This window comes from Pectobacterium hainanensis, assembly GCF_046237015.1.
In the GTDB taxonomy this organism is placed as follows: domain Bacteria; phylum Pseudomonadota; class Gammaproteobacteria; order Enterobacterales; family Enterobacteriaceae; genus JBJYIN01.
In genome coordinates this window covers 52,027-76,144 of sequence record NZ_JBJYIN010000014.1, presented here as the reverse complement: position 1 = coordinate 76,144, position 24,118 = coordinate 52,027, and the positions used below count along the sequence as shown (strand labels likewise).

The window sequence follows — 24,118 nt, the reverse complement described above, 5'->3', positions numbered from 1 at the left end:
CCGTTACGGCTACCTTTAGTAACGCGTTGAAAAACGGTATCCCGTTCCCCGAACGGTCTGTACCATTTTCTCATGACCACTAGTCTCTAGCGCTTTGCGCAACCGACGGATATGAACATCAACGGTACGATCTTCTACATAAACGTTAGTGCCCCAAACGTGATTCAGCAACTGTTCCCGGCTATAAACCCGCTCCGGATGTGTCATAAAGAAGTGCAACAACTTAAACTCGGTTGGCCCCATATCCAATGCGTGATCTTCCGTCGTTACGCGATGAGAAGTAGGATCAAGGCTCAACCCTCTCATTTCAATCACTTCCTCCACCGCCATCGGCGAAATACGGCGCATCACGGCTTTGATCCGAGCCACTAGCTCTTTAGGAGAAAAAGGCTTGGTAATGTAATCATCGGCCCCAACTTCAAGCCCTCGCACCCGGTCTTCCTCTTCACCGCGCGCGGTCAGCATCATCACGGGAATATCACGAGTCAGCGCTTCGCGCTTCATATGCTTGATAAATTGCAATCCGGAACCACCGGGCAACATCCAGTCCAGTAATACCAATTCAGGAAAAGGCTCTGAGAGCAACCTGATCGCACAGTCATAATCTTCAGCTTCAACTGGCTGATAGCCGTTCTGTTCCAAAACAAAGCAGACCATCTCACGAATCGGCGCTTCATCTTCTACGACCAAAATGCGTCTTGCCATGGTTAATCCTGTCGTTAGTCATCGTCGCTATTAGCATACGCCGAGCATTATGCGTCAGTTTTATGACACTTTTATGAAAAAATCGCCGGGAGCGATTTTCAGTGTTACGGAGTAACAACCCGCAGGACGAGCCCCATGGACGGAGCGATTTTCAATGTTACGGAGTAACAACCCGCAGGGCGAGCCCCACGGACGGGGCTATTTTCATCGTTACGGAGTAACAACAGGACTGAAATAGAATTCAAATTTCGAGCCGCTTTCCAAAAAAAAGTTTTCGCAACGACAGCCGTGACGATGACTGTTTATAATCGCCAATATGGCAATAGCAACCGTTCAGAGCGTTTCATGCGTATTATTCATACCGCCGACTGGCATTTAGGGCAGCATTTTTATACAAAAAGCCGTGCGGCCGAGCATCAGGCTTTCCTGAACTGGCTTATGACACAAGTCGAGCAGCATCAGGTGGATGCAGTAATAGTAGCAGGAGATATCTTTGATAACGGCACTCCCTCCAGCTATGCCAGAGAAATGTATTACCACTTTGTGGTTCAACTACAGCAAACAGACTGTCAGCTCGTTATTTTGGGGGGCAATCACGATTCGGTCGCGACCTTGAATGAATCGCGGGGTTTGTTAGCCTGTCTGAATACCCACGTGATCGCCAGTACAGACGGCGATCTCAATAAACAGCTTATTGTGCTCAAAAACCGTCAGCACCAACCCGGTGCCATACTCTGTGCGATTCCTTTTCTGCGCCCACGAGACCTGATGACCAGTCAGGCTGGGCAATCCGGCGAGGAAAAACAGCAAACATTACTTCACGCCATCGCCGATCATTACGAACAATGTTATCAACTGGCCTGCCAAAAACGTGACGAATTACAGTTATCACTTCCTATTATCGCCAGTGGTCACCTGACAACGGTGGGGGTCACCGCATCCGACGCTGTACGCGATATTTACATCGGTACGCTGGATGCCTTTCCAGCAAGCGCATTTCCACCCGCCGATTACATCGCTCTCGGTCACATTCACCGACCACAACGCGTGACGCAACGTGCCCATATTCGCTATAGCGGTTCTCCTATTCCGTTGAGCTTCGATGAATTAAGCAGCGAAAAATCCGTGTATCTGGTGTCATTCGATGAGCAAAACTCACCACAGGTTGAAACGCTGCCGGTGCCAGTCAGCCAACCGATGCAGTTGATCAAAGGCAGTCTGGACGACATTGAACAACAGCTCACCGCGTTCAGGCATTATCAGGGAGAAAAACCCGTCTGGCTGGATATCGAAATCACCACACAGTCTTACCTCAGCGATGTCCAGAAACACATTCAGGCGCTGACTGACGATTTACCCGTTGAAGTCCTGCTATTACGTCGCCATCGTGAGCAATATCAACAAGCTATCGCTCGGCAGGAAAAAGAAACATTAGAGGAACTGACTGTACATGACGTTTTCGAACGCCGTCTGGCAACGGCCACCGATTTGGAAATGTCCCGTCAACAACGGGTACGTTCGCTATTCGGGCAGGTCATTCACGAATTGGAACAGGACGAACAAGCCAGATGAAAATCCTCAGCCTACGCTTAAAAAATCTCAATGCGCTGAAAGGTGAATGGAAAATTGACTTCACTCAGGCCCCTTTCTCTCATAACGGACTATTCGCGATCACCGGTCCGACAGGCGCAGGGAAAACCACGCTACTGGATGCCATTTGTCTGGCGCTTTATCACGAAACGCCAAGGCTCAAGAATATTTCCGCCAGCCAAAATGAACTGATGACACGCGGTACGGCGGAATGTCTGGCAGAAGTTGAATTTGAAGTCAAAGGTATTGGCTACCGTGCATTCTGGAGTCAACGACGTGCCAGAAACGCAGCTGAAGGCAACCTGCAAACGCCAAAGGCCGAGTTAGCACTGATAGACAATGGCAAAATTCTGTGTGAGAAACTGACAGAGAAATTGGCAATGACGGCCGAAATCACCGGTTTGGATTTCGGCCGTTTTACCCGTTCCATGATGCTGTCACAGGGGCAATTTGCCGCATTCCTTAATGCTCACCCAAACGAGCGCGCAGAACTCCTGGAAGAGTTGACCGGCACCGATATCTACGGGCTGATTTCAGAGCGCGTCTTTGAAAAACATAAACAGGCCAGAATCGCGCTGGATACGCTACAGGCCAAAGCCTCAGGTATTGAACTTCTAAGTGAAGAACAGCGGCAACAATGGGAAACTGAACTTACCCAGCTATGCCAGCAAGAACTGACGATTAACGTGGAACGTGAGCAAGCACTGACTCACCAACGCTGGTTTGAGCAACTGACACAGCGTCAATCCGCACTTGTGACGGCAAAAACACAGCACATCGCAGCAGAAACCGCCATCAACAACGCCCAACCTGCATTCGAACGGCTGGCACAGAGCGAACCCGCAGAGAAACTACGCCCGCTGCAACAACAAAGAGATCGCGACCAAAAAGAGTCCATCACGCTTTCCCAACGCCTGTCCGGTTTGAACGAGCAGCAGCAAATTCAAGCCGCATCACTTACGGCGCTGCGTGAACAAGAAGAACGGGCTAATCAGGCGCTACGCCAGCATGCCGACTATCGCCAACAGCAAGAAAACCTAATCAATAATCAGGTGATACCGCTCGATCACCATATTCAAACGCTGCAACAACAGATAGAGAAGCAGAAAAAAGAAGATGAACTAACAGAAGAGCGTCAAAAATCAACGCGGCTAAAGCTGACTCAAACTATCGAGCAAAAACAAGCGACCCAGCAACAAATTGCACAGATCCTGCTTTACCAACAACAAAACACGCAACATCAACATTGGGGTGAACATCTCCCACTGTGGCGTACTCAATTCCAACGGCAGCAGCAGTGGCAAGATGAGATCTCAAACCTGCATCAAAAACAATCTCAATTTGCCACACAGGCAGAACAACTCCGTTCGCATGCTACCGCGTTGACCTCACGTCAGACGATGCTGCAAACCGAGACCGATAAGGCACAGTCGCTGTTCGCAGAACGCAATAACGTGTTGGAGGCGTTGGAGGCCGAACAACCTTTAGCGGCGTTACATCATCAACTGAGCCAGTCGATGACACACCATTCAGACCGTAACACACTCTCAACGTTGCTGGCGCTCTTTCACACCCTAAGCCTTCGTCAGCGTCAAACTGAGCAACAGCAAAAACAGTTACGGGAAGCGATCCAACAGCAGAACAGCGAGCAAAAGCAGCAAAAACAACGCTGGGAACAACAAAATGACCATCTAGTCGATTTGGAACAGCGATATCAGTTGGAAGTGCGCATTGTGAATCTGGAAGAGGAGCGGAATCGCTTACAACCAGAAGAGGCTTGCCCGTTATGCGGTTCGCTTCATCATCCCGCGATTGCTCGCTATCAAACGATCAAGCCATCGGAAACCGAAAGTCGGCTACGTCAACTGCGTCACGAAACCAGTCAGTTGGAAAGTGCCGTAGTGCAGCGTGATGAACGCCTGACGTTATTAAACCAACAGCTTCAGCAACAATTAGACGACGCTTCACGGCTTAATGATGAATATCAAACGCTGTTACAGCAGTGGCTGAATGTTGGTAAGCACTTACAAGTAGAGTTTACGCCAGAACAATCTATCGATGTGCAGAGTTGGCTGGATAACAGTGAAGCGGCCGAGCAACAGCTACGGCAGCAAATATCCATACGCGAGCAGACCCAAAGACAATGGCAAGAAAGTAAGGATTCACTGACTAACGCGACCATTGCACAACAAAACGTACGACAAGAACTCGTGCTCAATCATCAGCAACAGCAAACGCTAAAAAATGCGCAAACAGAGGTACAACAATCATTACAGCAAACGCAACAGCAACAATTACAGCACTTACAAGCATGGGTGAAAACGTTAGAAAACGTTAATCTCTCCCTGCCAGCTCAGGCAGACCAAGCGGCCTGGCTGACGCAGCGAGAGGAAGAATGGCAACGCTGGCGGAACAATGAACAGCAGTTGCAACAACATTCAAATCGCCTTATCACACTAGAAGCAGAAGAAAAGCATCTTAATGATTTATTTGAAGAAATAACAAAGCAACTCACGAATGCAACCCAGCAACAGGCCTTATTATCCAAAGAGCTAAAAACACATCAACAACAGCGACAACAGCTTTTTGGTCACCGACAAGTCGCAGAAGCCAATGAGCAGCTTCGTCAAATCAGTCAACAACATGAACAAACGACTCAACAAATACAACATCAGCGCCAGCAGGCAGAATCCTCACTGAGTCGATTAGCTGGAGAGTTGAGTAGCGTTCAGCAACAGCGGGAGCATGTTGCTCAAATGGCCAAAAACGCCGAATTGGCTTTTACTCAGGCATTAGAAAACAGCTGTTTTCCTGATGAAAAGGCCTTCATTCATGCACTGATTGATGAACAGGAACGCCATGAGTTGCAACAACAGAAAGAACAACTCTCTCAGACACGACAGCAGGCTGTCGCCCTGTACCAGCAAGCAGAACAGCAATTATCTGCCCACCACCAACAGCGGCCAGCGACGCTTGCCGAAGATATGACCCCGCAGTCAATTGAACAGGCACTATTCGAATTTCATGAAAAACTAAAAGTGAATCATCAACAACAGGGAGAGATCCGTCAGCGACTCAACGACGATCGCCGTCACCGTCAAAATCAACAGGCGTTACTCACTGAAATTGCGCAAAGCCAGCAGCAGCATGATGACTGGAGCTGCCTCAATGAATTGATTGGTTCCCAAAAAGGAGACAAATTCAGGCGTTTTGCACAGGGCCTAACGTTGGATCATTTAGTCTATTTAGCAAATCGACAACTGTCCCGATTACATGGTCGTTACCTGCTCCAGCGAAAAGCCAGCGAAGAACTGGAACTTCAGGTCGTGGATACCTGGCAGGCGGATGCTATCAGGGATACCCGCACCCTGTCTGGCGGCGAAAGCTTTTTGGTCAGCCTCTCATTGGCGCTGGCACTATCCGATCTGGTGAGCAACAAAACTAGTATCGACTCACTCTTTCTTGACGAGGGCTTTGGCACGCTGGACGCCGAAACCCTCGATACCGCATTGGATGCGTTAGATAATCTTAATGCATCAGGTAAAACCATTGGTGTTATCAGCCATGTGGACGCAATGAAAGAACGTATCCCGATACAAATCAACGTTGAGAAGGTTAACGGGTTGGGACTCAGCCGCTTAGCGTCTCAATTTGCCATGTAACCGACTGGGTACACATCATGGGTTAAGCGGCCAAAGCCAGGCGGCGCCACGCACGCCGCTGGAATCGCCATGTATTGCCTGACGCACTGGCGTGACACATTCACCGCCAAACGCCCACTTTTTCAGCAGCACGGGAACGGTTTGATACCAACGGGGGATATTGCTCATGCCGCCCCCTAAGACCACCACATCAGGGTCAAACAGATTAATGACGTGCGCCAGTGATTTCGCCAGACGATGCTCATAGCGCTGCAAAGCCTGCTCTGCCAATCTGTCGCCTTGTTCCGCTAACGCAACGATCGCTTCCCCTTGATAGGCATGACCGCTAAGCCGCTGATAATCCATCGAAAAACCAGTACCGGAAATAAACGTTTCAATGCAACCCGCTTTACCACAGTAACAGGGGACTTCTCGCTGATAGCGTAATTCATCATCATCCATCCACGGCAAAGGGTTATGCCCCCATTCACCGGCAATCCCATTGCCGCCAGCATGTACCTTGCCATCAATCGCGATCCCTGCTCCACAACCCGTTCCGATAATCACGGCAAAAACCGTTTTCTCACCCGCCGCCGCGCCGTCTGTTGCTTCTGATACCGCCAGACAGTTAGCATCATTAGCCACTCGGACCGGACGTCCCAGCAAGTTTGCCACATCACGATCCAACGGTTGACCGTTTAACCAGACAGAATTTGCATTTTTTACTTTGCCAGTAAACGGCGAGATCGTCCCAGGGATCCCCACACCCACCGAGCCTTCTCGCCCAGTGGCTTGTTCAGCACTTTTCACCAGCGACACAATGGTGTTGATTGTCGCCGCATAATCATTTTTCGGCGTAGCCACACGTTGACGGAAACACACCTGCCCCTCATCGTCCAACGCGATAACCTCCGTTTTTGTCCCACCTAAATCAATCCCAATTCGCACCCTTTCCCCCTTAACGTCCGATCCCAACCTGCACTGAATCATGTCATTTTATTCTACATTAGCTCGCCGAATTCGTTATCATGCGCGCTGCATCAATAAACCCGCGTGCAGACCTGCGCGCCCAGTCAGGGACAACACCATGCTGTGGTTTAAAAATTTAATGATTTATCGTTTAAGCCCGGATTCCGTTTTATCCAAAGACAACGCCTTATCTACGGATGAACTGGAGAAACAGCTAAACAGCTTTGCTTTTACGCCTTGCGGCAGTCAGGACATGATGAAAACCGGTTGGGTCTCACCCATGGGTTCTCACAGTGACGCATTAACGCACGTCGTTAATGGGCAGATTGTTATCTGCACCCGAAAAGAGGAGAAAATTCTGCCTTCTCCGGTCATCAAACAGACGCTACAGGCCAAAATTGAACGTCTGGAAGCAGAGCAGCATCGTAAACTGAAAAAAACTGAGAAAGACTCGCTGAAAGATGAAGTGCTGCACAGCCTGCTGCCACGCGCGTTCAGCCGATTCAGTCAGGTATGGCTGTGGATAGATACCGTCAACGGGCTGATTATGGTCGATGCGGCCAGCGCCAAAAAAGCAGAAGATACGCTGGCACTGTTGCGTAAAACGCTGGGTTCACTCCCTGTCGTCCCTTTAACGCTGGAAAACCCGATAGAACTAACGTTAACCGAATGGGTGCGTTCCGGCGAACCCGCCGCTGGCTTTGCGTTACAGGATGAGGCTGAACTAAAAGCCATTCTGGAAGAAGGTGGCGTTATTCGCTGTAAAAAACAGGATCTGGTCAGTGACGAAATCGCCGTACACATTGAAGCAGGTAAACTGGTCACCAAACTGGCGCTGGACTGGCAAGAACGTATTCAACTGGTTCTGTCAGACGATGGTTCACTGAAACGACTGAAGTTTTCAGATGAACTACGGGATCAGAATGATGACATCGATCGGGATGATTTCGCACAACGCTTTGATGCTGATTTTATTCTGATGACCAGCGAACTGGCAGCACTGATCGGTAATTTAATTGAAGCGCTTGGCGGTGAAGCCAAACGCTAACGTTCTCGTTTATCACACGACGGGCATAAACACGCCCCACCGACTCTCCGGTGGGGACGCTCTGTTCATTTGCAAAGAAAAGTTCAAACTACACTCGGAAGTGCCCTACAACAGCATTCAACTCTTCTGCCTGAGATTGTAAGGCGGCGGAAGCGGCAGCCGATTCCTGAACTAACGCGGCATTCTGCTGCACCATGGAATCCAGTTGTGCGACAGCTTTGTTAATCTCATTGATGCCACGCATTTGTTCGTCAGCGGCATGCGTGATCTCAGACATCACCGTCGTCACCGTCGAGACCCCACCCACGATTTCATTCATCGTATCGCTGGCCTGACGCACCTGTACAGAACCTGACGTCACGCTACCCACGGTCGATTCAATCAGCACTTTGATTTCTTTCGCCGCCTGCGCACTACGCTGGGCCAGACTGCGCACCTCAGAGGCCACAACCGCGAACCCGCGACCTTGTTCACCGGCACGAGCGGCTTCGACAGCAGCATTGAGTGCCAAAATGTTAGTCTGGAATGCGATGCCGTCAATCACGCCAATAATATCGCCAATTTTACCCGATGCCGCCACGATGTCCTCCATGGTCACAATCACATCGGATACCACCTTACCCCCATCGCACGCATCTTTCGCCAGCGTCAACGCCTTAGCATTCACCTGCTGTGCCGAGCCGGCAGATTGTGTCACTGCCGCAGAAATCTCTTCCAGCGAAGCCGCCGTCTGCTGAATACTGGATGCCGCAGATTCGGTTCGTGACGACAGATCGTTATTCCCCGCCGAGATCTCATCGGCAGCAACCTGCAACGACGCGCTAATATCACGGATCTGGATCATTACCAGGCTAAGTTTATCAATGAAAGTGTTAAACGACCGGGCTATCTGCGCCACCTCATCATGGCCTTCATCAGGCAAACGCTGTGTCAGATCGTTATTGCCATTACTGATGTCATCCATGGCATCACGAATCAAAAGCAAACGCTTCAGCGTCGCGTTGATGATAAAACCAATAACCAGCGCACCCAGCAGGGAGATAACCAGCAACGTACCCAAAGAAGAGAACAATAAAGCCCGCATCCCCTCCGTTGCTTCATGCTTATCCAACGCAACCAGCATAGACCAGTTCGTCCCACGGATCGGCTGAGCCAATATCAGTTTCGCCGCCCCGCTGACCATCACTTCCATCGGCGTCTTTGATGCCAGCAACTCGGACAGGCGGATATTAGGCGCAATTTCAATGATATTTTTCAGCGCTAATGCTTCATCAGGGTGCGCGATAATCAAACCGTTATTGTCAATCAGCACGCCAAAGCTGGAAGGTGTCGGATGAATGGATTTCACATTTTCGATCACGCTTTGCATCGTCACGTCGCTCCCCACCACACCTTTCACCGTGCCATCACTCAGAACCGGTGCAACAAAGGACACCACCAACTTTTTGGTTCCCGCGTCCACGTAAGGGGCCGTTATCAGCGCTTTTCCTTCATTCACCGCCTGCTGATACCACGGACGGATCGTCGGATCGTAATCGGCAGGGATACCATCTGGCGTAGAAAATTTCGCAGTTTTATCCGCATACCCCATGTAAACATTGGAAAACCCGCCGGAAGCGGCAATCTGCTTGAACAAAGGAATGGGATCGTCATGCAGTCGAGGATTATCATGCAACGCGGCAATTATCTGCGTTTTATAAAGTACCCAATCACCGATCGCCAGCCCATGACTGATTGTCACGGCGTTCAACGTATTTTTGATGGATTCTTCGTTAGAATTATTCGCAATGGTGTAGTTTAAAAACGTATTTATGGCTAAAGAGAGTACAACAATACAAGTACAAGCCGCCATAATACGGGATCGTGTTGTTTTAAGCATGGAGAGACTCTTAGCATAGAATAGTTATATAACTCATAACGGCACCATAAAATAAAACTTGATTCAGTTCACAATTAAACAGCCTTAATGACCAAGAAAAAAAGCCGCATAAATAGCGATATTCATCTACCTTTTATTTAAAAAAAAGCGGTTAACATTAACACCATAGAAAATCACCACGTAAAGGTGCAAAAAATATAAAACAAGCAGCATATAAAGCCATAATTAACCTATAAGAAAAGCATATATATCTGTCAGAAAATAAAAACGCCGCTATACATAATAATGAATAACGGCGCAGACAAATCGAATGTAAATATTACAAGTACTTACACAAATAAGACGACGGTTCGACAACCTTTAAATTGAATTCACTTTGTGCAGGAACAAAGAAGGAGTCACCCGGCATAAAAACCTGCCAATCTGGTGCCCCAGGCAATAATACTTTTAATGCGCCGGTAATGACCGTCATTTCTTCAGCGCTCCCGGTCCCAAACGTATACTCACCAATGTCCATCACGCCCACACTGGCACGGCCGATACTGCCGCTATCAAAACCAATAGATTTCACTTTCCCTGCAAAATACTCATTCACATTCAGCATAGCGCGGCACCTATAGTCGAAAAAACCAAGAAAATTCATCTTAAAAGGAGAACTGCGCCGCTGTCACTCTCTATTCCATGAAAGTGCGCCATCGGTAACACCAACTGATGATTATTTTACCAGTCGCGCTTTTTCCGGTTTATGCCACCGACAGGCGTAATGCACGCATGACTTCTGCCACAATGATCGTCGGCCCTTGTCCCGCATCAATAATATGGTGCGCCACACTGCGATAAAGCGTTTCACGCGCGGCCAGCACATCCGCCATTTCCTCGGCAATAGGCCGCCCCGTCAACGTCGGTCGTTGCTGGTCTTGGGGATTAACCTCAAGCCGCTGAGCCAGCAGGTCAGCACTCGCATGCAGATAAATAACCACGCCGCGATCGCGCATAAAACGTCGATTCGCCTCGGCAAGCACCATGCCGCCTCCCGTCGCAATCACGCTACGATTAGACGTGACCTGATGCAACGCCAGACTTTCCCGTTGCCGAAAACCGTGCCACCCCTCTTGAGCGACAACATCGGCAACCGTCATTTTACTGGTTTGTTCCATAAAAACGTCAGTATCGACAAAGTCGTATCCTAACGCACGTGATAGTTGCTCCCCGACCGTCGTTTTTCCACAGCCTCTGGCACCAACCATAAAGATGGGTTGTGTCATTTAATGACGTATCCTTATTTTCACCAAACCCGTTTCAGGCATCATCATATTACAGTTAGATCCGCGATACCCAATAGATTTCAAGTTGCCGGGTAATCGTTGACGTTTTAAACAAAACGTCACCAACACCGCTGCAAAGCGAAAGAGGACAAGTATACGCAGGTTGAAATTCTATCTGGCACAAAAAAGCCCTGTCATCAATAACAGGGCTTTACGTCGATCTCAAACCTTTTCTTCTTCAAGATACAATAATATCAGCGGCTTTTCTCATCCTGAAAACAGCATTAATAGGTATGGAAATACTCCTGAATCACCGCCGGATTCGTGGTTTTTGTCAACGCCAACATCAACAGAATACGTGATTTTGCAGGGTTCAGTGAATCAGATACCAGACCCGGTTGCCCAGCGTCCGGTGGAACGATACCACTACCAGTACGGCTGGAACGGACAACAATGACGCCCTTGCGTTCAGCGTTGCGAATACCGGCATCACTACGCTTAGAGACGCTACCTGCACCCATGCCAGCATAGACAATTCCTTTTACACCATGCGCAATAGCGGCATCGTACATATATTCAGGATCGTCCTGATAGCCATAAATGATGTCGACCGCCGGCAGTTTTTCCAACTGAGTGATATCAAATACGGAACGCGTGGTGTGAATCTTGTCCAGACGGTTCTGGTAATAGATTTTGTCACCAATAATCACGCCAAGGTACCCTTCTTCGGGCGCTTTGAACGTATCCAGCGTAGAGGCATTGGTTTTACTGATAAAACGCGCGGACCCGATACGATCGTTCAGTACCACCATGACACCGCGACCGCGTGCATTTTTATCCGCAGCCACTTTCACTGCGCCATAGAGGTTCATCGGACCATCTGCGCTAATTGACGTTGCAGGACGCATCGACGCGGCGAAGACAACGGGCTTATCACTTTTTACCGTCAGATTGAGGAAGTACGGTGATTCATCCAGCGTATCAGTACCGTGCGTAATCACGATGCCATCGACATCGTCACGCGCCAGCAGTTCATTGACCTTTTTACTTAGCTTCAGTAACACATCGCTGGTCATATTTTCACTGCCGATATTGGAAACCTGCTCGCCTTTAATATTCGCCAGCGTTTTCAACTCAGGCACTGCATTGATCAGCGTATCGACACCTAGCGCACCGGCTTTGTATCCTGTGGTTTGCGTATTCGCCGCAGCCGAACCGGCAATAGTGCCCCCCGTTGCCAGAATCATAATGTTAGGCAGTTTCTCCGCCGCACTGGATAACGCGGAAAAACAGACCAACACGACCACAAATAACGACTTAAACATCCGTTTCATACCTGTACCAACCTAATATGCGTGGACGTCATCATGAACCACAGAGGCGATTCAGAATAACGGTCCGTTAGTTGATGATTGATCCCTCTGCCAGCAGAGGGCTGGCATTGGTCAGCATGATGCCCCAGTGGTTTCTGGCTGTATAGCTTCCTCTATGAAATCAGCAATATAGAAATTAAAAAAATTTTGTGATCTCCCTCACCGACTGATCTGCGCAACCGCATCCTGACTGGCCTGTTCGCGAGCCTCACCGGTGAGTTCAGACAGTTGCCCCTGATGCATTTCGAGCAAACGGTCGGCATGTTCAAAGTAATGATCGTCATGGCTGATCGCGATAATGGTTTTACCCAAGGCCCGTAATTGCGGTAACAACTCAAGATAGAATACGCGACGAAATTGAGGGTCCTGATCGGCAGCCCACTCATCCAATAAGAGAATATCTCGCTGTTCGGCGACAGCCAGCAGAAGCGCAACACGCTTGCGCTGCCCCTGAGAAAGCTGCAAATTGGTCACATTGTGATTGTCAAACTCCAACTTATGACGCATGTTCAAGCGATCAAGCCAGGCGTCTACCAATGCTTCATCAGGTTCTCCTCCCTGCGGCCCAATCATTTGCCCAAAAAGATGGAAATCCGTGAAAACAGCGGAAAATAGCTTCTGGTAGTCGCTCAACGTCTTTGCCGTAACGGGAACACCATCCAACAGCAGCGAACCTGAAATTGGCGTATAGAGCCCGGTCAGCAGCATCGCCAGCGTCGATTTGCCGCTACCGTTACCGCCAATCAGAAAAACCAACTCCCCGCGCTGGACGGTGATATTGATGGGCCCCACTTCAAACGCTGTATTTTCATAGCGAAAAACAACATCACGTAATTGCAGTGTCTGCCAATTTGCCGGAGCGGTGGCTGAAGGGAATTCAGCCTGATACTCAGCCAGCTTGAGCGTTTTTAATTTATTAAACGCCACCTGCGCACTCAGCAATGTCGGCAGTGCGCCCACGGCCTGAAGCAATGGCGTTCGCAGGAATAACAGCGTGAGTGAATACGTTGCGGCCACATTGGTATCAGACCACCCCAGATTATTAGCCATAAAAAATACGGCACCAATCGCCCCCAGCATCATGATGTTGGACCAGTTCACCGCACTCAGATGAAAAGTATCAGCTTTAATCACATTTTGGCGATAATCCTGAGCATTAATCTGATAAACCTCATCATAGAGCTTCTGTGCCCGTTCACGGTTAAGCGCTAATTCCTTACGACCCTCAATCACCATCTGATAATCTTTTTGAAGTCGATCTTCCGCCTCACGAACGGTGCTTAGATGACGATATACGCGGGAAACTAAGACAAATCCCCCCCAGATGGTGACAGCGACCCAAATTGAAGTCACCGTCAACATTTTTGGAGACAGCCAGGCCAGATAAGCGGCGGAACCGATCGTTAAAATGATGCCCTGAACCAATTCAGGCAGGCGTACAAATGCGATCGTAATGTTGCGAATATCACTGGAAAGGCTGGCAAGCAATTGCGCATTCCCAATCTGCTCAATACGCGCAATATTGGTATCCAAAATTCGTTTAATGAACTGTCCGCGTAGGCGATAGACAAAATGGTGCCCCAGCGTCGTCAGAGCCAATTGAGAAGCCAGCGTCACCAGCATTAACAACGCTAACAGCCCCAAGAACTGGGGTAACACGGCCAAAGACTGACTTGCCGCTTCAATCAATTGCAGGTTGATAAAAGCAATTAACCCGATGCCCAGCGCCGCACTGATAAGGCTTAACGCGATAACAGCCAGGAAAGGCCAGCGATATTGTTGGAAAACGATGCGAAGCAGCTCCATAACTTTTTGTTCTCTGTAATAATAGAAATCGCACGCAGTGTAATATGGTCGGTATCGATATCAAGAACAATTCTCATATGCATTGCGTTAACGAAGATTCAGGGTTAACAAAAAGCGGTTCGCCATTGACTTAGCTAAACACGGATTGAGAGGGGGAAAGGGCGATGTTCAGCCATATGATTAGTGCGAAATCGATGGCGAGTACGAAACCGAGCGTTATTCACCAGAAAATGAAGCCCAACCGATAACAAGCAACTACTCGCGGCATGACGGGGAATGATCGTCTCCAGCCAATCCGAATAAAACAAACACAACCAATTGATATTAAAAATAAAATATCAAAATATCGATATTCAGTTCTGGAGGTTAAGCAGAAAATATAGTTAAATGGCGCTTTCCTTATTTCATCGGGCGATACAGAGAGAAAAATGACAGGTCTTCATAATCCTACGGAGCGGGTGTTACTTATCTTAGAATCTCTGGCGCGCGAGGAAAAAATGACCTTGTCCGGTTTGGCCCAAAAAACGGGAATACTGAAGGGAACGATTTTTCCAATCTTAAAATCGTTACACCATAGAAAATATGTTACTTATGACCCCACAGAATGCGTCTATTCTCTGGGTGTATCATGCATGGCCTTATCCAGCACCACGTTTGAAAAAGAATTTTGGCTTCAGGCTGTACGTGCAGAAATGAGAAATATCGTTTCAGAATGCAATGAAATTTGCCAAATGGGTATCCTTGAAGGTGCATCGGTATTGTATATCGATAAAATTCAGGGTGAACAGACGGTACAATTAAATTCAAAAATTGGAACCCGCTTGCCAGCCATTTATTCCGCCCTGGGAAAAGCGTTGCTCTATCGTCATCAGGATGCTCAGATCATGGCACTATATCCTGAAAAATTAGCGCCGCTTACTTCTCACAGTATTCAAAATTTTACTGAATTACGTAAACAGTTGGACGACGTCAATCGACTCGGTTTCGCGATGGATGACAGGGAAATTAACGAAGAAACCATTTGCTTCGCTGTACCTTTACAGCAGAAAGAAAATATCGTTGCCGCGGTAAGCGTCTCGCTTCCCTACTTCAGGGCAACAGAAGAAAAAAAGAGTAATGTTATCAATTCATTACTTCGTGCTAAAGAAAGAATTGAATTAACATTAGATAAACTACCTGACATTCATAATTAGCGATTCATTCGTTTCATACACTAAATTTATTGCTAAGTTAGTTTGCGTTTTTTTCAATTCCTCCATAAAAACCGGAGGAAGATCTTATTTATCCTTAACAACAAGATCATCTGCGAAAGTCGTGAACGCCGTGCCAACTGAAGTAAAGCCGTTCCCCATCGATTCCCCTTCACCAGATCGTTTTCGGTAAACAGTAATCGCCATCAGCATAACGCGATTACCCGCTTGGTCTATTACTGATAACGATTCTTATTTATACAACCACATGCGTATAAAAACGTCCCAACCGCTTGCACTATTCTCAACGCGCTATGTGATCACAAGCGCATTTCTCATATAAATATACACTAACCATAGGCTCAAAACAAAATAATCTATTGATAAAAAAAGAAAATATAGAAATTGAAATATTTGACTTGCCATTTCCGCCGAGTAAAATGCTTAACGTTCATAAATAAAAACATTGTTTGTATATACAAACGGAGGGCAAATGAAAAGCAGCTACATCACCCCTGTCGTCACCCTGTTTGACGAAAATGGCAATTTGGATGCAGATGAAAATCTTCGAGTCTACGATTTTATTAAGGATAAAGTGACGGGGTTTGTCGTAATGGGCAGCACCGGAGAATTCTTTTCACTTGATATGAAAACCTCAAAAGCGCTGATAAAACTTGCTTCTGACTTCAATCGTGGAGAAATGAAAGTGTATGCCGGAGCAAGCCGTATGGATATTAATGAATCCATAGAACTTGCAAATTATGCTTATGATTGTGGGCTAGACGGTGTCATGATCATCAGCCCCTACTATTTCCGTCTTACTGATGAAGCAATTTATTATTTTTACAGTAAAATAGCCTCACAGACTAATGCAAAAATATTTATCTACAACTTCCCTGATAGAACCGGCTATTCAGTTTCTCCCGAATTATGTCTCCGTCTGGCAAGAGAATATCCCAATATCGTCGGTATCAAAGATACAATCCCGGATACCAATCACACTACCGATATCATTAATACGGTTAAAATTGAAATTCCAGACTTTGAAGTCTATGCCGGATACGATAATAATTTCGCACATAATATTCTTTCTGGTGGAAACGGGTGTATTGGCGGTTTGTCCAATATCGTTCCCGAGTTTTTTAAATCATGGGTAAATGCCTTTACGCTTAATGATTTGGAAATGATTGCGAACCATCAAAATCAAGTTGATCAACTGATGGACATCTACAAAATTAATGATCCATTCATCGCAACCTTTAAAAAAGCATTAGAAATTAGAGGCATCATTCATTCAACTCGTTGCAAAGAACCTTTTGGAGAGCTAAATAACCTTCAAATACAAAAAATAAAATCCGTATTGTCGCACCATAACATAATGGTCGATTAATTGCTCGTTCAGCATTGATTAGCGACATTTAATCGCTTCAATGCTGAGACAACGACTTAATAAAAAGAATGAACATCATTAGGTAAATAAATCTCTTCAACCGTCAACCTTACTAAATACTAAAAAGAGAATAAAACCATGCCACTCATTATTGTTATTCTAGGGATAGCACTCCTATTAGTTTTGATTATGAAATTAAAACTAAACACATTTGTATCGTTAATCATTGTTTCATTTTTTGTCGCGCTAGCACTGGGAATGCCTCTTAGTAAAATAATTAAATCAATTGAGGCCGGTCTTGGCGGCACTCTAGGTCACATTGCTTTAATATTTGGTTTAGGTGCCATGCTTGGGAAGGTAATTTCCGATTCCGGTGGCGCACAAAAAATCGCGATAACGCTGATTGGGGTATTCGGAAAAGATAAAATTCAGTGGGCAGTCGTCATTGCAGCGTTTGTGGTAGGTATCGCTTTATTCTATGAAGTAGGTCTGGTTCTACTGATCCCTATCGTATTCACGATGGCACGGCAGATGAATATCTCTATTCTTTATTTAGGTGTTCCCATGTGCGCCGCACTGTCTACAGCACATGCTTTTTTACCGCCCCACCCTGGCCCAACGGTTATTGCAGGAGAATACGGCGCAGATATCGGTACCGTTCTGGTTTACGGTATACTCATCTCCATTCCGACCATTATCATCTTTGGGCCGATTTATAATAATTTTGCTAAACGCGTTGCACCTTCATTATATATGCGGACGGGTAATATTGAATCGCTTGGTGAACAGCGCCAATTTGAAGATCATGAAATGCCAGGATTTAAAATCAGCGTACTGACAGCAATGCTACCCGTGCTCATTATGTTTATGGCAACAATAATTTTAATGCTTCAGACAAGATTTTCCCTTTCAGACAGTGCATTCTTCAGGGTGATTAAACTATTAGGCGATGCTTCCGTCGCCATGGTAATTTCACTCCTGTTTGCATTATTCACGATGGGACTATACAGAAAAAAAACCATGACAGAATTGATGAAATCATGCTCTATATCAATTTCTAATATTGGCATGATGTTATTAATTATCGGTGGTGGGGGCGCGTTTAAACAAGTATTAATTGACGGTGGCGTAGGTCAATATATTTCCAGTCTATTTTCCGGCGTTGATGCCTCACCACTGATATTTGCATGGGGCGTCGCCGCCCTTTTGCGACTTTCCCTTGGCTCTTCAACCGTTGCCGCCATTTCAACTGCCGGGCTGGTTATTCCTATGCTTCAACAAAATCCGGATACCAATCTGGCCCTGGTTACATTAGCAACGGGTGCAGGCAGTCTATTTGCTTCTCATGTCAACGATGCCGGATTCTGGATGTTTAAAGAGTATTTTGGCTTAAGTATTAAAGAAAACTTTGGAATATGGACAACGTTATGTTGTGGGATATCAATCAGTGGATTAATTGGCGTACTGATTCTAAATACAATTATTTAACTTCATTATTAACGACACCTTAAATAACTCAAATTTCAGGACAAATACGTCGGGAACCCTATTTGTCAACACACAGATAACTTGAAGTATGACGGGTATAAAAATAATTTATGAGGAAATAACAATGAGTGACTTTCAACGCTGTAAACCAGAACGTAATGCCTAGGCTCAGATCGATGCTTTAAGAATGGGAATGCATTGGGATGAGGAAGATACCGATAAACCTCAAATATTGGTTGATGATGTTCAGGGCGACAGCCACCCCGGAAGTTATCATTTGGATACGTTAAGTAATGATGCGTGCAAAGGCATCATTGAATCCGGCGGCGTTGGCGCACAGTTCCATGCCACGGACATCTGCGATGGCTGGTCTGCTGGTACGGTTGGGATGAGGTATTGTTTACCCTCCAGAGAAATCATTGCCGATCTCGTCGAAATCCATGCGTCCGTACTACCGTGGGATGGAATGGTCTTATTATCCAGTTGTGATAAATCAGTTCCTGCGCATTTAAAAATCGCCGCACGCATGGATATTCCAACCATTTTAGTACCAGGCGGAACCATGCGGCCCGGCCCGGATTTAAGCACCGCAGGTAAAGCGGGCGTTGTCTCGGCAAGAATTAAAAAAGGGATCGATTCACCGGGAGAAGGACGCTCTTATAAACTGACTGGGTGTCCATCCTGTGGGGCCTGCCAATTTATGGGAACCGCCAGCACCATGCAGTGCATGGCTGAATCACTGGGACTCACATTGCCAGGTGCCGCGTTAATGCCAGCAACGATGAATGAAATTCGTCGTATGGCTCGCTCATGTGGCAAACAGATTATCAAGTTGGCCAAACTCAATATCACGCCATCGAAAATTCTGACAGAGTCCGCCTTTATCAATGCCATCAAAGTGCATGCGGCAATATCAGGTAGCACAAACGCCTTGATCCACCTCCCAGCTATCGCACATGAACTGGGCAAAACATTAGACCCAGAGTTATTTGACCGCATTGGTTCTCAGGTGAAACTGCTGGCAAATGTTTACCCTAGCGGAAGATATCCGGCTGAGCTCTTCTGGTTGGCTGGCGGGGTTCCTATGATCCAGTGGCTGCTTCGCGAACAGCTCGATCTTGATGTTCTCACCGTGAGCGGGCGAAGTCTTGGAGACAATCTGGAAACATTGCATTCGGAAGGATTTTTCAACCGGTGTCATGCGCATTTAAAAAGCTATAACGTCAATCCTGAACTCGTTATCAGAAAACCGGCAGATGTGCATGCATATGGCTCAATTGCTGTACTTAAAGGCAATATTGCTCCATTAGGGGCTGTCATTAAATATTCTGCCGTACCGGAAAAAATGAGAACACTCACAGGGCCAGCCGTCGTGTTCAATAGTGAACAGACGGCACTTAATGCCGTCACCGCAGGCGAAGTGGCACCAGGATCCATTATCGTTATTCGTTACGAAGGCCCGAAAGGTACGGGGATGCCTGAGATGCACGTCACTTCGGAAGCGATAATTGAGAACGAAGAATTAAATGGTTCCGTCGCCATTATTACAGACGGACGGTTCTCTGGCGCAACTCGTGGACCATGCGTCGGTCACATTTCGCCAGAAGCCGCTGACGGGGGGCCAATCGCGCTCATTCAAACCGGCGACACGATTATGATCGATATTCCCAACAGAAAACTTGATGTCACAGGCGTGCACAATATCCCCCACGCCGATGCGGCACAAATTGAAAGCGAATACGTACGACGTCGTCTGGAATGGAAATCTGAAGCTCAGGAGTTGAAAGGCGTACTTAAACGCTATGCCAGCCGCGCCGTTTCTGCAATGCAAGGGGCATATACGGAATAAACCAGATTAAGTACAACAACCTTATTTCTATTATGATGAGGCCATGCAAAAGCATGGCCTGTTATTTGCGCATCATCCCTGTTTCAATTCAGGAAACAACGTGCGTTTCAGCGCCAATTCGACACCGCGAATTTCTGCCAACCCTTTCAGACGACCGATAGCCGAATAACCTGGATTGGTTTTTTTCTTCAAATCATCCAACATCTGATGACCGTGATCAGGACGTACCGGAATAGGGCGTAAATCCCCCGCGTGCTGGCGACGCAACTCTTCAGTCAGAATCGCTTTGATCACCGCAACCATATCCACATCCCCTTGCAGATGCGCACCCTCATGGAAAGTTTTCGGATTTTGTTCCCGACAGGTCGCACGCAAGTGGGTGAAATGAATACGATCGCCAAACGTTTCAATCATCCGAACCAGATCATTATCTGCTCGCACGCCATACGATCCCGTACACATGGTAAAACCATTATTGATGCTATCTACTGTCTGCTTAAGCCAGTGCATATCATCAATGGTAGACACCACACGCGGCAGGCCAAGGATCGGACGCGGTGGATCGTCTGGGTGGATCGCCAATCGAATGCCGACTTCTTCGGCAACCGGAACGATTTGCTGTAGAAAATATCCCAAATGCTCACGCAATTTTGCATGATCAATACCATCATATTCCGCCAGACGCTCATGGAATTGTTCCAGCGTATAACCCTCTTCCGAACCTGGCAGACCGGCAATAATGTTCGCCGTCAGGCGGGCAATATCATCAGCGCTCATGGCGTTGAAATAGGCAGCCGCCTGCGTTTGCTCTTCTGCCGTATAATCCCGATCGGCACCAACGCGTTTCAGGATATGCAACTCAAAAGCAGCAAAGGCAATCTGATCGAAGCGCAACGCTTTGGAACCATCCGGCAGCACATACTCCAGATCGGTTCTCGTCCAGTCCAGCACAGGCATAAAGTTATAACAGACGGTATCAATACCACACTGAGCCAGATTACGTAGCGACTGCTGGTAATGGGCGATATGGGTCTTATAGTCGCCCGTCTGCGTCTTGATCTCTTCGTGTACCGGTACACTTTCCACAACTGACCACACCAGTCCCTTGGCTTTTAATTCCGCTTTTCGTTTTTCAATTTCTTCAATGGACCACACAACACCATTAGGAATATGGTGGAGCGCCGTCACCACTCCAGTCGCCCCAGCCTGCCGAATATCATCAAGTGACACCGGATCTTTTGGGCCGTACCAACGCCAGGTTTGTTCCATACCAAGTACCTTCTCACTCGCTTAGTCTTAAAAAGATAAACCAAGCCTACATCATCAGTTAATCGTGTCAAACGAAATGCAAAATTGGTTGATCAATTTCACAAAAACAATGAATTTTGGACAAACAAATTTTATTTTTTCCGTATAAGCCTTACATTAAATCCCATTATCTGTCCTGAACCAGACCTTATCTGTCTGTTTTTTGTCAAAAGCACACCTTTGGTCTGATAACTTAACCTTGACATTTCCAGATTGAACAACGCTTGTTCGAGCAGGGAAAGATACTCAGAGGATCCGTATGAAAACCGCTATTACCGAAAAGATGCCACTTTCCACTCTACGCAGCGCTGAAGCCCAGTCAAACGAGGCGCCTAATATTGCCAACCATGCATTACCAGCCACCATACCGCAGCCGCATTATGACCGGAAAGTGTTGAAAAGCCGCATCGTGCATATCGGTTTTGGTGCCTTCCATCGCGCACATCAGGCTCTGTTTACCGATCGCGTACTCAATCAACAAGGTGGCGACTGGGGCATCTGTGAATTGAGCTTGTTCGGTAATGAAAATCTGTTTAGCAGCCTGCGCCAACAGGCACACCGCTATACCGTGCTGGAAAAGGGAGCAAATAACCATCAGGCAATCATTATTGGGTCGATCAATGAATCTCTGCATGCTCGACTGGAAGGTATTACCGCTGTCATAGAAAAATTGGCCGAGCCACAGGTGGCAATCGTCTCGCTGACCGTGACGGAAAAAGGTTACTGCATCGACCGCAGCACCGGAAAACTGGATCGGGAAAATCCACTGATCAAAATGGATCTGGAAATGCCGGAAGCACCATCATCCGCACCGGGTGTGCTGGTAGAAGCATTACGAGTTCGTCGCGAACGCGGCCTGCCGCCGTTCACACTGCTTTCCTGCGATAATATGCCGGAAAATGGGCACGTACTGAAAAATGCCGTACTTGAACTGGCTCAATGGCGTTCACCCGATCTGGCTGATTGGATTGCGACACAGGCAACATTCCCGAATACCATGGTCGACCGCATTGTGCCTGCCGCAACATCTGAAACATTGCAGGAAATATCCAACGCGCTCGGCGTGAATGATCCTTGCGGCATTGCCTGCGAACCCTTTATTCAATGGGTCGTAGAAGACAATTTCGTCGCAGGTCGCCCAGACTGGGAACACGTTGGGGCACAACTCGTTAGCGATGTTCTTCCTTTTGAAGAAATGAAACTGCGTATGCTGAACGGTAGTCATTCTTTCCTTGCCTACCTCGGCTATCTGGCGGGCTATCAGCATATTAACGATTGTATGACAGACGATAATTACCGCCGGGCCGCGCATCAGTTGATGTTAAAAGAGCAGGCACCAACGCTACGCGTGACCGGTGTTGATCTGGCCGACTATGCCAACCAGTTGATTACCCGTTATGAAAACCCATCGCTGAAACATCGTACCTGGCAAATTGCCATGGATGGCACGCAGAAATTGCCACAGCGTATGTTGGATTCCATTCGTTGGCATATCGCCAACGGCAGTCATTACCCGCATTTGTTGTTAGGGGTTGCGGGGTGGATGCGCTATATCGGCGGCACGGATGACGCCGGTCAACCGATTGACGTGCGTGACCCAATGGTGGAACAACTTCAGGCGATTGTCAGTGCGACGGAAGATGGCGAGCCCCGCGTCCGTGGGCTATTGGCGCTAACCGCCGTATTCGGGGAAGATTTGCCACACAATGATGCGTTTGTGGCGCAATTAATCAAGGCTTACCAAACGCTTCAAACACGTGGTGCCAAAGCTGCGGTAGCAGAACTGTTTTAACGCTAGTTTTTCTCTGCGAGATCTCCCCATTATCAGGTACTTAATGCCCGATAATGGGGACGACGAATGGATTACGTAGGATTCAGAGCCACTCATGACTCCATACGCGGTATCGACTCAAATAAATAACCATCGAATGCAGGATCATCCACGTTTGAGATTTCCAGCAGCTTATCCTTCACGTTTTCCAGATGCTGCCACATCGCCTGACGCGCCATCTTAGCGTCGCGTCGCGAAACCGCCCGCAGGATCATTTCATGATCGTCAAGCCACTGGCGTTGATAGCTAAAATCATGGGTATGTGAGTGAATCCCCTGCCACATCGGACTGAGTTTACGCGCCTGCCACACCTCATACACCATATTGGCCAGTACGCTATTTTGTGTGGATTGCGCCAACAGACAATGAAACTGTTCGTCCGCGCTTTCATCTACACTGCCGTTTTCCAGAGAAATTTTTTCTTGTTCAATGGCCTGACGCATTTTGATGATATCGCCTTTTGTCGCCTGCATGGCGGCAAAAGCGGCAACCTCACTTTCCAGCAATTGGCGGGCCTGCATCAATTCGAACGGACCGTATCCACTATCTGCGGCACTGCTTTTTTCTGCGGCTTCAGGGATCTGCATGACATAAACGCCGGAGCCTTTACGCACTTCCACCAGTTTTTCCAGTTCCAGCATAATTAATGCTTCACGAACCACGCTACGACTGACATTGAAGGCCTCGGCAATATCCCGCTCAGGAGGCAGACGATCGCCAATCTGATATTTCTTTTCCAGTATTTCGGCCCGGATATTGCCGCCAATTTGCTGATATAACCGCATA

General features: G+C 47.5%; 17 protein-coding genes. 8 read left to right on the top strand and 9 right to left on the bottom strand.

Annotated features, from left to right (window positions below; translation table 11 throughout):
- Positions 1-15: 15 nt before the first annotated feature.
- A complete protein-coding gene (gene phoB, locus ACKPVM_RS14670) occupies positions 16-705 on the bottom strand; it encodes a phosphate response regulator transcription factor PhoB (protein WP_409310108.1) in 690 nt (229 codons plus the stop codon).
- Positions 706-1,050: 345 nt separating this feature from the next.
- Here phoB and sbcD point away from each other — a divergent pair, with 345 nt between their 5' ends.
- A complete protein-coding gene (sbcD, locus tag ACKPVM_RS14665; protein ID WP_409310203.1) occupies positions 1,051-2,277 on the top strand; it encodes an exonuclease subunit SbcD in 1,227 nt (408 codons plus the stop codon).
- On the top strand, positions 2,274-5,957 hold the full coding sequence (locus tag ACKPVM_RS14660; protein ID WP_409310106.1) for an AAA family ATPase: 3,684 nt from the start codon (positions 2,274-2,276) through the stop codon (positions 5,955-5,957). The genes sbcD and ACKPVM_RS14660 overlap by 4 nt, the downstream gene beginning before the upstream one ends.
- Positions 5,958-5,972: 15 nt before the next feature.
- Here the strand turns inward: ACKPVM_RS14660 and mak are convergent, their stop codons facing one another.
- On the bottom strand, positions 5,973-6,884 hold the full coding sequence (mak, locus tag ACKPVM_RS14655) for a fructokinase (protein ID WP_409310105.1): 912 nt from the start codon (positions 6,882-6,884) through the stop codon (positions 5,973-5,975).
- A gap of 139 nt (positions 6,885-7,023) precedes the next feature.
- On the opposite strand from mak, the gene rdgC reads away from it, so the two are divergent.
- Positions 7,024-7,953 carry a recombination-associated protein RdgC gene (rdgC, locus tag ACKPVM_RS14650; protein WP_409310103.1) on the top strand — a complete coding sequence of 310 codons (930 nt, stop codon included), beginning with the start codon at positions 7,024-7,026 and terminating at the stop codon, positions 7,951-7,953.
- Positions 7,954-8,041: 88 nt separating this feature from the next.
- Here the strand turns inward: rdgC and ACKPVM_RS14645 are convergent, their stop codons facing one another.
- The 5 genes from ACKPVM_RS14645 to ACKPVM_RS14625 form a co-directional block, all read right to left on the bottom strand.
- A complete protein-coding gene (locus ACKPVM_RS14645; RefSeq protein WP_409310101.1) occupies positions 8,042-9,832 on the bottom strand; it encodes a methyl-accepting chemotaxis protein in 1,791 nt (596 codons plus the stop codon).
- A 319-nt stretch (positions 9,833-10,151) separates the two neighbouring features.
- Positions 10,152-10,436: a pyrimidine/purine nucleoside phosphorylase gene (gene ppnP, locus ACKPVM_RS14640; RefSeq protein WP_409310099.1), complete on the bottom strand. Its 285-nt coding sequence runs from the start codon at positions 10,434-10,436 to the stop codon at positions 10,152-10,154.
- A gap of 139 nt (positions 10,437-10,575) precedes the next feature.
- Positions 10,576-11,097: a shikimate kinase AroL gene (gene aroL, locus ACKPVM_RS14635; RefSeq protein WP_409310097.1), complete on the bottom strand. Its 522-nt coding sequence runs from the start codon at positions 11,095-11,097 to the stop codon at positions 10,576-10,578.
- Positions 11,098-11,381: 284 nt separating this feature from the next.
- Positions 11,382-12,431, bottom strand: a complete 1,050-nt coding sequence (locus ACKPVM_RS14630; RefSeq protein ID WP_409310096.1) for a type II asparaginase — start codon at positions 12,429-12,431, stop codon at positions 11,382-11,384.
- Positions 12,432-12,629: 198 nt separating this feature from the next.
- Positions 12,630-14,276, bottom strand: coding sequence for a multidrug ABC transporter permease/ATP-binding protein (locus ACKPVM_RS14625; RefSeq protein WP_409310094.1), 1,647 nt, complete (start codon positions 14,274-14,276; stop codon positions 12,630-12,632).
- Positions 14,277-14,704: 428 nt separating this feature from the next.
- Between ACKPVM_RS14625 and ACKPVM_RS14620 the strand changes: the two genes are divergently transcribed.
- The 4 genes from ACKPVM_RS14620 to ilvD all read left to right on the top strand — a co-directional run bounded on the left by ACKPVM_RS14620 (position 14,705) and on the right by ilvD (position 20,193).
- Positions 14,705-15,469 carry an IclR family transcriptional regulator gene (locus ACKPVM_RS14620; RefSeq protein WP_409310092.1) on the top strand — a complete coding sequence of 255 codons (765 nt, stop codon included), beginning with the start codon at positions 14,705-14,707 and terminating at the stop codon, positions 15,467-15,469.
- A 490-nt stretch (positions 15,470-15,959) separates the two neighbouring features.
- Positions 15,960-16,856 (top strand): dihydrodipicolinate synthase family protein, encoded by an 897-nt coding sequence (locus tag ACKPVM_RS14615; protein ID WP_409310090.1) that lies wholly within the window; start codon positions 15,960-15,962, stop codon positions 16,854-16,856.
- 138 nt (positions 16,857-16,994) lie between these two features.
- Positions 16,995-18,344 (top strand): gluconate:H+ symporter, encoded by a 1,350-nt coding sequence (locus ACKPVM_RS14610; protein WP_409310088.1) that lies wholly within the window; start codon positions 16,995-16,997, stop codon positions 18,342-18,344.
- Positions 18,345-18,537: 193 nt separating this feature from the next.
- Entirely contained in the window at positions 18,538-20,193 is a 1,656-nt protein-coding gene (ilvD, locus tag ACKPVM_RS14605) for a dihydroxy-acid dehydratase (protein WP_409310086.1), read from the top strand.
- 72 nt (positions 20,194-20,265) lie between these two features.
- Here the strand turns inward: ilvD and uxuA are convergent, their stop codons facing one another.
- Positions 20,266-21,462: a mannonate dehydratase gene (gene uxuA, locus ACKPVM_RS14600; RefSeq protein ID WP_409310084.1), complete on the bottom strand. Its 1,197-nt coding sequence runs from the start codon at positions 21,460-21,462 to the stop codon at positions 20,266-20,268.
- Positions 21,463-21,784: 322 nt separating this feature from the next.
- On the opposite strand from uxuA, the gene ACKPVM_RS14595 reads away from it, so the two are divergent.
- On the top strand, positions 21,785-23,293 hold the full coding sequence (locus ACKPVM_RS14595) for a mannitol dehydrogenase family protein (protein WP_409310201.1): 1,509 nt from the start codon (positions 21,785-21,787) through the stop codon (positions 23,291-23,293).
- A gap of 92 nt (positions 23,294-23,385) precedes the next feature.
- Here the strand turns inward: ACKPVM_RS14595 and ACKPVM_RS14590 are convergent, their stop codons facing one another.
- Complete coding sequence (locus ACKPVM_RS14590) at positions 23,386-24,117, bottom strand: FCD domain-containing protein (RefSeq protein WP_409310083.1); 732 nt, start codon at positions 24,115-24,117, stop codon at positions 23,386-23,388.
- Between the last annotated feature and the right edge of the window lies 1 nt (position 24,118).